General features: G+C 44.7%; 12 protein-coding genes and 1 riboswitch. Of the genes, 10 read left to right on the forward strand and 2 right to left on the reverse strand.

Annotation, left to right across the window (positions count from 1 at the left end):
* Positions 1-101 precede the first annotated feature (101 nt).
* From GVY04_17305 to GVY04_17350, 10 genes are all read left to right on the forward strand, one after another.
* Positions 102-1,472 carry a TonB-dependent receptor gene (locus GVY04_17305; protein ID NBD17817.1) on the forward strand — a complete coding sequence of 457 codons (1,371 nt, stop codon included), beginning with the start codon at positions 102-104 and terminating at the stop codon, positions 1,470-1,472.
* A gap of 30 nt (positions 1,473-1,502) precedes the next feature.
* Positions 1,503-2,375, forward strand: a complete 873-nt coding sequence (locus tag GVY04_17310) for a (2Fe-2S) ferredoxin domain-containing protein (protein NBD17818.1) — start codon at positions 1,503-1,505, stop codon at positions 2,373-2,375.
* 175 nt (positions 2,376-2,550) lie between these two features.
* On the forward strand, positions 2,551-3,756 hold the full coding sequence (locus GVY04_17315) for an ABC transporter substrate-binding protein (protein NBD17819.1): 1,206 nt from the start codon (positions 2,551-2,553) through the stop codon (positions 3,754-3,756).
* Positions 3,757-3,760: 4 nt separating this feature from the next.
* The gene (locus GVY04_17320) at positions 3,761-4,525 is read left to right on the forward strand and encodes a phosphodiesterase (GenBank protein NBD17820.1); all 765 of its coding nucleotides are present in this window, start codon (positions 3,761-3,763) and stop codon (positions 4,523-4,525) included.
* An 86-nt stretch (positions 4,526-4,611) separates the two neighbouring features.
* The gene (locus tag GVY04_17325; GenBank protein NBD17821.1) at positions 4,612-5,616 is read left to right on the forward strand and encodes an iron chelate uptake ABC transporter family permease subunit; all 1,005 of its coding nucleotides are present in this window, start codon (positions 4,612-4,614) and stop codon (positions 5,614-5,616) included.
* Between the two features lie 33 nt (positions 5,617-5,649).
* A riboswitch (cobalamin riboswitch) is annotated at positions 5,650-5,796 on the forward strand.
* Positions 5,797-6,270: 474 nt separating this feature from the next.
* Positions 6,271-6,711 (forward strand): hypothetical protein, encoded by a 441-nt coding sequence (locus tag GVY04_17330; GenBank protein NBD17822.1) that lies wholly within the window; start codon positions 6,271-6,273, stop codon positions 6,709-6,711.
* 9 nt (positions 6,712-6,720) lie between these two features.
* On the forward strand, positions 6,721-7,566 hold the full coding sequence (locus GVY04_17335; GenBank protein NBD17823.1) for an acyl-CoA desaturase: 846 nt from the start codon (positions 6,721-6,723) through the stop codon (positions 7,564-7,566).
* 66 nt (positions 7,567-7,632) lie between these two features.
* Positions 7,633-7,944 carry a hypothetical protein gene (locus GVY04_17340; protein ID NBD17824.1) on the forward strand — a complete coding sequence of 104 codons (312 nt, stop codon included), beginning with the start codon at positions 7,633-7,635 and terminating at the stop codon, positions 7,942-7,944.
* 3 nt (positions 7,945-7,947) lie between these two features.
* Complete coding sequence (locus GVY04_17345) at positions 7,948-8,154, forward strand: hypothetical protein (protein NBD17825.1); 207 nt, start codon at positions 7,948-7,950, stop codon at positions 8,152-8,154.
* Complete coding sequence (locus tag GVY04_17350; protein ID NBD17826.1) at positions 8,154-8,594, forward strand: hypothetical protein; 441 nt, start codon at positions 8,154-8,156, stop codon at positions 8,592-8,594. Before GVY04_17345 ends, GVY04_17350 begins: the two co-directional genes overlap by 1 nt.
* A gap of 340 nt (positions 8,595-8,934) precedes the next feature.
* Here GVY04_17350 and GVY04_17355 read toward each other — a convergent pair whose 3' ends face one another.
* Complete coding sequence (locus GVY04_17355) at positions 8,935-10,395, reverse strand: cysteine--tRNA ligase (protein ID NBD17827.1); 1,461 nt, start codon at positions 10,393-10,395, stop codon at positions 8,935-8,937.
* Positions 10,396-10,564: 169 nt separating this feature from the next.
* Positions 10,565-12,268 carry a hypothetical protein gene (locus GVY04_17360; GenBank protein ID NBD17828.1) on the reverse strand — a complete coding sequence of 568 codons (1,704 nt, stop codon included), beginning with the start codon at positions 12,266-12,268 and terminating at the stop codon, positions 10,565-10,567.
* Between the last annotated feature and the right edge of the window lie 32 nt (positions 12,269-12,300).

Raw genomic sequence — 12,300 nt, forward strand, 5'->3', positions numbered from 1 at the left:
TGGGCAACTGGCTCAGTTCTTCCGCCTTGGGGAACGAGTGCTCTTGGCTCATCATCATGGCTTCAGCTTAACCCTTTTTTGACTCCTGTCAACCCTTATCCCTGAATCCTTACGCTGACTTTAATAATTTTGGGGTCAGATTACAGCAAGAAATCAGCGATCACGCTCAGTTAAATTTTAGTTCATTTTACTTATCTAAAATTGCAGGCGTTCCTGGGGGAGTTCCCATTGCTGATCCGGTATTTGGTCAGGGCTATTTTAATGATTTAACTGATAATAATAGCAAGTTTACCGACCAAGTCTTAAGCGATTTATCTCTGAACGTTGACTTAGGAGAAGGAGATGATTCTCGTTTAACCGCACGAGTTTTTCTAGATTTTTTGAACACTCGTTTTGATAATCGAACAGAAGAGATAGAAAGCCTTTCTTTTTCTAATCCAGGAGAGTTAGAAATTACCGAAGAAACTCAGCAACGGTTTGATACTGAGCAGCGATCGCTGGGGTTTCAAATTCAACATAATTGGGATTTTGCTCCGAATCAAAACATCGTTTATGGCTTTGATTATCGCAATACCAGTGTCGAAAATTTTACCCAAAATCTTGAAACTGATGAGGTTAGAACTAACTTTGATGATGAGATTAGTCAAGGGGCATTATTCGCACAATATTCCATTGAACCTTTATCAGATTGGAAAATTGTTTTAGGCTTACGACAAGAATTTAGTAGCTTAGTTAATGGTTCAGTCACCTCTCCTAGTGTAGGAACAAAAGTGCAGTTTTCCGATTCTACTATCCTCAGAGCCAATTACATTCGTAACTTTAGACTTCCCACACTTCGTAACTTGTTTAGTGTCAGTCCTAGATCGATTGGAAACCCTGATTTAGAACCAGAAAGAGGCAATAGTTTTGATATTGGAATTGATCAAGCAATTGGCGATTTTGCCTTAATTCGACTGACTTATTTTAATAATACCATTTCCGATCTCATTGCATTTAAGCGCATTAATCCGCCCCAAAATGGTATTAGTGGAATCTATCAAAACTTAGGAAAAGTTCGGACACAAGGAATCGAAGCATCATTAGATATGGAACCGGTTAATAATGTTTTTATGTCTGTTGGTTATACTCTCAATGATCCTGAAATTCTTGAGAGTACCAACCCTGACGAAGAAGGGAATGAACTTCGCTTTGCAGGAGCAAATAAATTAAATCTAAAACTCTTCTATCAGAATACTTATGGCTGGTATGCTGGAATTTTAATGAACTCTTTGGGCAGTTATCCCACTAATAACACCAATACCGAATTCTTGTCTGGATATACCACTTTTGATCTACGTTTACAAGCCCCCATATCACCAACTTTAAAGGTCAATGCAGGGGTGCAAAATATCTTTGATCAACGGTTTGAATTATTCTCAGGTTTTCCGAATAACGGACGCACCGTTAATGTCGGGTTAGACTATCGTTTTTAAATCAAATATTTGTCGTTCAAGGTAAAAACCATGACTGAATTTCAACGCTGGGTCACACCCAAAAATCAAATTACAACCGAAAAAACTGCAACGGGTTCAATCATTGAATATGAAGAATTTTCCACAAATATTGATGTCATCGGACCGTTACTTTATACGCTTCTCCATGATAACTGGGAGCAAGTTCAAATTGGACATATTGTACAAGGGAGTGTCTTGGAATTAGAGTTTACCGAAGCCCCAAGCATCTTTACCCTATATGATGGTTATCTTACTGTTGTCACCAAAGGATGGCACATTCATCTCTGTGTGGAAGATCATTGGGGCGGTCCCCATAACCGAACCCCAGATGAGTTACGCGAACGTCGAAAAATTAGCCGTGCTGCCTTTTATCGGCGGTTGAATCCTCAAGGAAAACCGAGAACATGGGGGCTTCAATTTTGGAATGGGGCTGGAGAACAAATGATGACGCTGTTTCTCCCGAATCCCTATCTCGGTGAAGATGATAATCTCCTTCCTGAAAACAAAGCAAAATTAGAAAAACTCTCTCTCTATCAGGAGTTACGAGAAATTTATGTCACAGGAGAAACCCCCATTCCCTTTACTGAAAATCCTTTGAACCCCCCCTATTTAGCCGTCTGTCGTTCCAGTCGCTGTAATGGATCACAGGATTGGGAACTCACCTTTAACGCACTAAAAGAAGCTGTCGCTGAAGCTAATTTAGAGATACCAGTACAAACTGCAGGCTGTTTACAAGTGTGCAAAATGGGACCAGTGGTTTTTAATTCTGAATGTCGTCAGTGGTTTACCCGCGTTACCCCAGAAGTCGCCAAACGAATTGTTAACAGTATCGCAGGAGAAACAGAAGATTTAAGCAAACACCGCTATCCCTTACAACAGTGACCAGTGGACAGTGACCAGTTATCAGTGACTGGTGGATAAAGAATATGGTCATTCCAATTAATTTCCGTAGTGCGACCGTCTCGGTCGCTGCTAGGGAGCGAGACGCTCCCACTCCAGTTAATCGAATGGTTTTTATTTGGCATCACTATAACCAATGACTAATGACTAATGACTAATGACTAACCTCCGATATCACTTTTCCTTCCTAGCAGGAGGACTCTTTTTCCTCCTGGTTGGATGCAATCCAACGCCAACCGAATCATCTCTTACCCCGAATCAGGAGAGGGAAGAATGTGTTGCAGAATATGACCCAAACCGAGACTATTTTCCCGATAAAACTAACTTAGATTATGCGGAAGGATTTGCCGTTGAATACTTCAATCACTATAAAGTCGTTTCTGTGCTGAATCCTTGGCGCAATGCAGAAGTGACCTTTCAGTATGTTCTCGTCCAGTGTGGCACACCGATTCCCTCTGGCTTTGAAGAAGCGCAAGTGGTGGAAGTTCCCGTTGAGAGTGTGATGAGTCTCTCGACCACGAATCTTCCCCATTTAGAAAAGCTAGGAATGCTCGATCACGTGATTGCGGTCGGTCGTCCCCAGCTTGTCAATACTCCTGCTGTGCGTGAGAAAATTGAACAAGGGGAAATGCCAGGAGTGAGAAAGGGATCGAGTTTGAACTTTGAATTGCTACTCAGTCTTGATCCTGATTTAGTGATGACCTTTGGCACTGGAAACTCACAGTTTGATACCTTTCCCAAACTGATGGAACTAGGGATTCCCACAGGAATTATCGCTGAATATATGGAGTCTTCTCCACTCGGACGAGCAGAATGGATTAAGTTTACCGCATTGTTTTTTAATCGGGAAGGGAAAGCAGAATCCGTATTTACAGATATTGCGACGCGGTACGAAAAGAGGAGGAAAATCGCGCAAAATGTGTCAAATCGTCCCACTGTCTTGACAGGATTTAATCGCAGTGGGACATGGCATATTTCAGGAGGAAACAGCTATGTGGCGCAATATTTAGCAGATGCTGGAGCAAATTATCTCTGGTCAGAAAATAAATCCGCAGGGAGTGTGCCCCTTGATTTTGAAGCAGTGTATGCAAAGGGGAGACGTGCTGATTATTGGCTTCATGTCAGTCAAGATTGGAAGGGTTTAGAAGATGTCATTGCACAAGACCAACGTTATGCGAAATTTCAGGCAATTCAACAAAACCAAGTTTATAACAATGATGCTCGTCTCAATGCTGCAGGAGGAAACGATTATTGGGAAAGCGGAATGGTTAATCCTGATGTTGTCCTCGCAGACTTAATTAAAATTCTACATCCTGAACTGCTTCCTGAACACGAACTCGTTTACTATCGCCAACTGGAGTAATTTTATGACGATTTCGATCGCGCAAATTACAGACACCCATCTCCTCGACTTTGCAGAAGACGAACTGCGGGGGGTAAAGACATGGCATTCCCTAAAAGCCGTGTTAACAGAAGTGGCAAAACAACAGCCCGATCGTTTACTCCTCACAGGGGATTTAGCAGATGTAGGGAATGCAAAAGCCTATCAAAATCTAATCAATTTAGTGAGTCCTCTCAATCTTCCCGCTTCTTGGCTACCTGGAAACCATGATTGTCCTGAAACCATGAAACGCCACTTACATCATCCTTTATTTTGTCCTCCTAAATCGGTCAGTGTCGGGAATTGGCAATTAATTACTCTCAGCACAACTACTGTTTTGGGAGGATACGGCGAAGGGAAATTACCAGAAGCCAGTCTAACTTGGTTGCATTCAGAATTAGAAGCAAAGCGGGATTATTCCACAATGATTGCCCTTCATCAACATCCCGTTAGGATTGGCATTGATTGGCTGGATCAGATGGGTGTGGTTAATAATCAAGCCTTATTAGAAATCATCGATCAGTTTCCGCAAGTAAAAATTGTTCTATTCGGACATATTCATCACGCCTTCCATCACCACCGCAACGGCGTTGATTATTATGGCTGTCCTTCCACTTGTACTCAAGTGGTTTCTGATAACACCGTTGATCCGAGCTTACATCAACCTGGGTTTCGACTGTTGCATCTTTATCCCAACGGCGACCATGAAACGGCGATTTATCGTGTTGCAAACGTGCTTTCAAGAAGGTAAACACTGTGACAACACAAAGACTTTCAACTCATAAAACCAAGACTCGCTGGAAAAAGACAGTTCAGCAACTCCGTTCATTAGGATTAATGGGGTTACTCTTCCTTCTCCTCACTGCTTCTGTTATTCTCAGTTTAGCCCTCGGATCAGTGGAGATTCCAGTACAAGAAGTAGTCAAGATTCTGTTTGCTGGGGAGACAACCCAAGCAACTTGGCAAGAGATTATTTTCCAATTTCGCTTACCGAAAGCCCTCACTGGGGCATTTGCTGGTGGAGGATTAGCGGTCAGTGGTTTCCTGATTCAAACGCTATTCCGTAATCCTTTGGCGGGTCCTTCTCTGCTGGGAATTAATGCGGGGGCGAGTCTTGGGGTTGCTGTGGTTGTCTTAACTCTAGGAACAACTGGTTCTTCTACTCTCTTAGCGGGATTAGGCTTTACTGAAGACATTGGGATTGTCATGGCAGCGAGTTTAGGCGCAGCAGCAGCAATGGGACTGGTGATGATTGTTGCGCAACGAGTGCGGAGTAACCTCGCGCTGCTGATTTTTGGCTTGATGTTTGGTTACACTACAACGGCTTTAGTGACCATTCTCTTGCACTTTAGCTTAGTGGAACGATTACAGGCTTATCTCAGTTGGACATTTGGCAGTTTTAGCGGTGTCACTTGGACGCAGATGCAAGTTTTTATTCCTGTGCTGTTACTGGGTTTAGTCATTGCCCAAAGTCTAGCCAGTCCGCTTAATCTCTTGTTATTAGGAGAAGAACACGCCCTTAGTCTGGGGTTAGCGGTGCGTCCCACTCGCGCTTTAATTATTATTAGTGTTGCGCTTTTGGCAGGAACTGTCACTGCGTTTTGTGGCCCGATCGCGTTTTTAGGCATTGCCGTTCCCCATTTGTGTCGCAGTTTGTTTCAAACCTTAGATCACCAGTTATTAATTCCAGCAAATGCCCTGATGGGAGCGACTTTAGCCCTCTTTGCCGATTCGATCGCGCAAATGCCAGGTCAGGATGTTGTCTTACCCTTAAATGCTGTTACTGCCTTACTGGGCGCACCGATCATTACTTGGTTAATTTTGCGACGACAACGACGTTGAGCTTGCCATAATCTTCAAACTGTGTTAATATTGCTCGCATTGGTAGAAATTGGTTTCAACAGAGACCACCTGTTGAAGGAAACGGGGAAAGTTCGGTGCAAATCCGACGCTGTCCCGCAGCTGTGATGGAGCATCTATTGTTTCTCAGTCAGAACGCCCGCCAGTTCAAATAACAACCAATGTTGCTCATTTTCATCTACGAGGTTTTAGATGATGCTTAACTTACGATATTTTCTTTCCAAGGGAAGTCAGTTCAGATTAGGCTTCAGTGCGGAAGCAATCTGTTTTGATACTTACAAATTCTTGCTATCTTTGATGGCGTTTCCACTTCAATGGTGCTGGTCTGAATCAGAAAAGTTGCCTCATGGCGATGGGAACCGCTTACTATTCGATTTCCCAACCTAAGCATTAAGAATTGTCCAAACTAAATAGAAATTATTAGCAGCAGCGAGTATGACTCATTGCTTTGTTGAATAGAAGTTTGAATGAGGAATTCTTCGCCTCATTTAACTTCACAACAGCACAGTGAAAGTAACTCTTGCCTTATGTTGCAGTTCTGTTGCTAAAGATTTTCATCTTTACCCACTCCGTAGCGATCGCGCTTTGGCAAACACTCGACACTCCCTGTATTCACTCCAACTAAGGAGGAAACCTTTGAAAATTGCAAATCAAAACTGGCAGTCCTATTTTTGCTGCTGGCAAAATCACTTAATTCATCAAAATCTTTTCCTGATTGGACATACTGCTTGGCAAGGGTATCTGGAAGCGGGTGCAGGCGTTGTGGTTTGTGATGTAACTGAAACCATTTCCCCTGCAATGGATTGGAAAACTGATTCGGTTGCGTTCAATCTCAACTATATTCCTGCACGAGACGTAACCGCCTATTGCCAAATTATCGCGCTGCCAAAAGACGCAATGACTGTTTTAGAAAGCGCAATTGAAGAGTACAACCCCACTCAGGAAATCATTCTCTTACTCACGGGTAATGGTGAACTAGATGTGAACTGGCTACAAAACCTCAGAGTTGCCCCTGCTGCTTGTTATGAACAGGTGCAGCGACGTTGGGCAGAATTTCAACCACAAGCTAACAATTAACCCTATCCTATGGCAAACCCCGTCTGCAATCAAGACAAAACTGATCACACTCGACCACCGCGCCTGCGTTGGGAACTGGTTTTAGTTGTTGTCATCATTCATTTAGGCGCATTATTAGCCGTCTTTCCCAGTAACGTTACTCTCTCTGCTGTGGGAGTCGCGATTTTCCTCCACTGCATAACAATTGGTTTGGGAATTTCTCTCGGCTATCATCGCCTGGCTTCCCATCGCAGCTTTAAAGTCCCTAAAGCACTAGAATACTTTTTCATCTTCTGCGGGACGCTAGCGGGTCAAGGGGGTGTTAAAGGTTGGGTAGGGTATCATCGGATGCACCATCTCTATACGGACTCCCCCCAAGATCCTCATGATTCGACCCAAGGCTTTTGTTGGAGTCATATCAATTGGGTCTTACATGAGGTTCCAAGTCAGGGGAAATTGGCTCACTTTACCAAAGATATCGCCAACGATCCATTTTACGAGTTTTGTCATCAACATTATCTGATCTTGCAGATTGCCCTTGCTGCCTTACTTTACGGGTTAGGGGGGATGCCATTTCTCATCTGGGGAACGTTTGTCCGCCTGTTCGTTGGCTTTCATACGACGTTTTTTGTCAATAGTGCCTGTCATCTGTTCGGCTATCGCAATTTTGATCTCAGCGATCGTTCTACAAATTGTTGGTGGGTCGCACTCTTGAGTTTTGGTGAAGGATGGCATAACAACCATCATGCGGTTCAGTCGTCCGCTCAATTCTCGTGCAAGGCGTGGGAAATTGATTTGGTTTGGCAGATGATCCGAATTATGGAATGGCTAGGGATCGCCAAAAATGTCCGCAGAATGGCAAGTTCAAAACAGTGACCGATCATTATTGGTCAATCGCATCACCTGGAAAGAAACATTACTTCAATGAAGGAGACTTCAATCATGACGATTCAAACTCAAACTCTCGGTTATCCTCGCATTGGGAAAAAACGCGAGTTGAAAAAAGCATTAGAAGCCTATTGGAAAGGTGAATCCAATGCAGAAACTCTGCTCAAGGCAGCCCGTGAAGTAGAAACAAATAACTGGAAAGCGCAGTTAAATGCTGGTATTGACCGCATTGGTGTAGGGAATGCAACTCTTGATGAAGCTGCGGATTTAGAAACAGCTGGGGCGAAAATGATTCAGATGGACGAACCTGCATTGCGGGAAGGATTACCCCTTAAACCAGAACGTTGGAACAGTTATCTCTCCTGAGCGGTGGATGCTTTCCATTTAGCCACTACCTTTGCTAAACCAGAAACCCAAATTCACACCCATATGTGTTACTCCGAATTTGGCCACATTATTGAGCATATTGAACGCTTGGATACCGATGTGCTTTCCATTGAAAACAGTCGCAGTAATAACGAAACCCTGTTTTGTTTGAAATTACAGGCTCAGTCTTTCCCAATGACTAATGACTAATGACTAATAACCAACAACAAGATTTAATTGCCAAAAATTTAATGATCATCGGCTATAATGCCTGGGCTGGATACCTCAGCAGCGATCGCGGTGCGCTAATTTGTAGCACCAATAACCCTGCCGTTAGTATGACTGGAGAAACGTTTAACTGTCATTATGTGACTCGCTCTAATCTCACTCCTTTGCTCAATGCTTGGCTGGGTGTTCCTGATACGACAATGTTACAGCGTCACTTTACAAACAATCATATCTTAGAAGCAGTGGATGTTTATAATCCGAAAACAGAAATTGTCTTGCTACTGGAATCAGAGGCTCAAGTAAATTTCTTTTACTTAAAAAATCTCCCCGTGACTCCCCATAGCTGTTACGAAGCCATTTGTAAACAATGGCAAGAGTTTCCCCCTTCTTCTCCGATTTCAAGTGCTAATCACCGTGCATGAGACTTTCACGCTCACACGGCTACTAGCAAAGGTTGCCTCTGTCATAGGCATCTCCCTGAAGGGAAACTTGACCCTTTGACTTTCGTCCCTATATAGCAGTACGCAATCAGGTTAGGACGTTTGATGTGGCTGGGAGTGCGACCGTCTCGGTCGCTACTTTTCTCATGATGTCCTAACCGAAACCCGTAGCGCTATATCCATTCAAAGAAGGGTGGAAAATCGGTTTCAAGTTAACCCATCAAGAACTTGCTGAGGCGCATTGGGAGTTCCCGCGTGACGGTCACTAGCCTTTTGAGAAGGCTAAAGCAACAAGGAGTAATTGAGCGTTTTGGTCGGAATTCTATTGTCGGTGCCAGTGGGCTTCTCCGTTCCGCTGATCCACTACGACCACCCCTACCCTTGCTAGCTGATCGCGGATTTGATCAGCAGTGGCAAAGTCTCGGGCTTGTCGGGCAACTTGACGTTCCTGAATTAGGCGGCTTACCGTCACGTCATCTAGAGGCTGATTAGTCTGCATATTATCCTCTGGTGAAGTCTCTAGACCCAGAACTTGGGCTAGATGCACTAGAGTCTGCCACTGCTGACGGAGTTGAGTTGGATTCACTTCGGTGTGACCGGCATGGATCAGACGATTGCTCTCCCTCTGGAGAGTCTTAGCTAGATCAAACATCACCGCCAGCGCTACGGGAGTATTCAGATCATCATTCATTGCAGTTTGGAACTGTTCCACTTTCGTCGCATCCAGATTGGGCTGAACAGTAGTGGACCAGCCTAGTTGAGAGCCGTAGTGGTAGCCAAAGTTAAGCCCAGCGCGGAGGGTCTGCCAACTGCTGGAAGCTGCTGTCATCGCATCTTTGGAAAAATCAAGGGACTTACGGTAGTGCCCTTGCAGTATAAACAGTCGCACTGCCATTGGGTCTATCGACTGTGGGAACTCAGCCCACTGTCCTGTCAGCAGGTTGCGGATGGTAGTAAAATTACCTAGGGATTTCGACATTTTTTCCCCGTTCACCGTCACCATGCCATTGTGTAGCCAGTAGTGGGCTAGGGGCTTGCCGTTGACAGCTTGAGACTGGGCAATCTCATTTTCGTGGTGGGGAAACACGAGATCGCCTCCCCCACCGTGAATATCGATAGTCGTCCCCAGTCGCGCCCGAATCATCGCCGAACATTCGATGTGCCAGCCCGGTCGCCCCTGTCCCCAGGGCGAGTCCCAAGCTGGTTCATCGGGTTTAGCCCCCTTCCACAGGGTAAAGTCAATTGGGTCGGCTTTGGCGGTAGCAGCTAGATCGCGATTGCTGGTTCCAGTGTGTATCGTTTCCAATGAGCGACCCGAGAGCTTGCCATAATCTTCAAACTGCCTCACTCGATAATACACATCACCACCCGTAGCATAGGCATAGCCTTTAGCTTCGAGCTTACTAATTAGCTCGTGAATTGCCCCGATATGCTCGGTCACTCGGGGATATTCGTCGGCATCAAGCACATTAAGATGACGCATATCCTGAAAATAACGCTGAATGTAGCGCTCAGATATCGCTGCCATAGTAGTTCCTTCAGTCTTGGCTCGGTTGAGAATTTTGTCATCAATATCAGTAAAGTTCTGCACATAATGTACGCTGTAGCCCAGCCACTGCAAGTACCGTCGCAGCACATCCCACCCTACATAAGACCGAGCATGACCCAGATGGCAATCATCATAAACCGTCACTCCGCAACAGTACATGGTCACTTGACCACGAGTAATAGGGAGAAAGGGTTGCTGACGCTTGGTGAGGGTATTGTAGAGATTGAGAGACATGAACAAAACTTGATAATGATTATCATTCTTATTTTAACACGGGGTAATTTCTAAATATTCTTGCAGAACGTCTAACGAATGATGACCCGAGATCTTTTGAACGACTCGCAATGGAATTCCGGCATTACTCATTTCAACAAACCTAATTCCAACTTTTCAGTTTTTATAATCAAGATGAACAGCTATAGTGCGACACGCCACCAACATCAGAAAACGCGCTAGGTCTTAGACGATAGTATTTATTTTCTACTTCTTGTGATTGCTCATCATAGGGATAGCTGAGTACTTCTTGCAACTCTTTAATTAAAGTGTAGTCACCCTGCATGGCTTGTTGGTAGGCGGGAACAATCAACCACTCTCGCCATGTATATTTTGGGTTAGTCTGTTTCATCTTTTTTGATATCTCAGCCAAATTGCCGTCGTTAATGACGAGGTCACGCCAGCTTTTTAGCCAGGATTGCCACTGTTCATCAAGTTGCTGTGAAGTTTCAACATAGAAGCTCTTTTTCAATGCTGAGACATCGTCTGGTATATGAGACAACTCGCGGAAGAAAATGGTGTAATCCACATCTGAGTGGGTCATTAACTGCATTAATGTCTTAAATAGCTCCGGATTAAATTCAGTCAAGCCAAGTTTAGCTGCCCACATGTTTTGAATTTGTGTTTGCATGGCTTCTGCAAAGCCACGACCGACTTGGTCAAACTGTTCTAACGCTTCAGCATCTTCTGTCAGTAACGGTCTCACCGCTTTCCAAAACATATAATAGTTTGTTTCTGCGGCCCTTGGCTGATTGATGAATGCAAAGTGTTTGCCGCCGCCAGTCCAAGGTTGAAACCAAGGGTCAAAAATTTCACAAAACCCAAAAGGCCCATAGTCTAGGGTAAAGCCACCAGCGGCGCAGTTATCACTATTAAAATTACCCTGGCAATAACCAACACGTAGCCAATTAGCCACCAGTGAAGTAAAACGCTGGCGAAATAGCTTAGCCAACTCAACCAATTGCTCTGCAAAACCAAGGCTTTGATTAATGTCGCTTTTGTATTCTCGCTCAATTAAATGCGACACTATCATCCTCAACTCTTCTAATGCTTTTGGATGAGCATTGCTGCGAGTGCGGCGGGCAAATAACTCTAGCTGACCAACGCGCAAAAAGGAGGGTGCAACGCGAGTTGAAATGGCCACAGGCTCGTCCATCAAAATATCAGGGTTAATGGAGTAGGAGTCTTGAGAATACCAAGGCCGGGTCACGGTCTCAGATTGAGAAACATATAGTGTCAAAGAGCGCGATGTTGGAACACCTAAAGCCTGCATATAGTCTTGCGCTAGAAACTCACGCACACTTGAACGTAGGACGGCGCGCCCGTCGCCACCACGGCAATAAGGCGTTGGGCCACCCCCTTTCAATTGCATTTCCCAGCGCTGACCATTGATGATTCCTTCAAATACAGATATCGCCCGACCATCGCCATAACCATTACCCGTAGCAAATGGACACTGTTGGGTATATTCGGTGCCATAAATCGACAGGGCATAGCCAGTTGCCCAGCCAACTGGTCGCATCGGCTCACTCGCAGCAGAGAGATCACCCGAAAATAACTGCCGAAATTGTTTATTAAACGCCAGCTCGTCGCTCAACCCAAGTTCTTCAAAGAAAGTGCTGCTATGGGCTACATATTGCGGTTCTGCAAGCGGCGTGGGTGTCACCGGTACAAAATGACCCGAAAAAACCTGGCGGGCCTGGTGATCATCACCATCGACCGTGGCATTAGGGTCGGCATTTAAGGTGTCCATCAGAGAGTAATTCGCCAATTGCACAAACTCATCAAATGTCGTTACGCAAGGTTCAGCAGAGAGTTTAGATGGATATGACATTGTTGTTAGCACCCGTATTGTCGGGAAAGATT

It is taken from the genome of Cyanobacteria bacterium GSL.Bin1 (assembly GCA_009909085.1).
In the GTDB taxonomy this organism is placed as follows: Bacteria; Cyanobacteriota; Cyanobacteriia; order Cyanobacteriales; family Rubidibacteraceae; genus Halothece.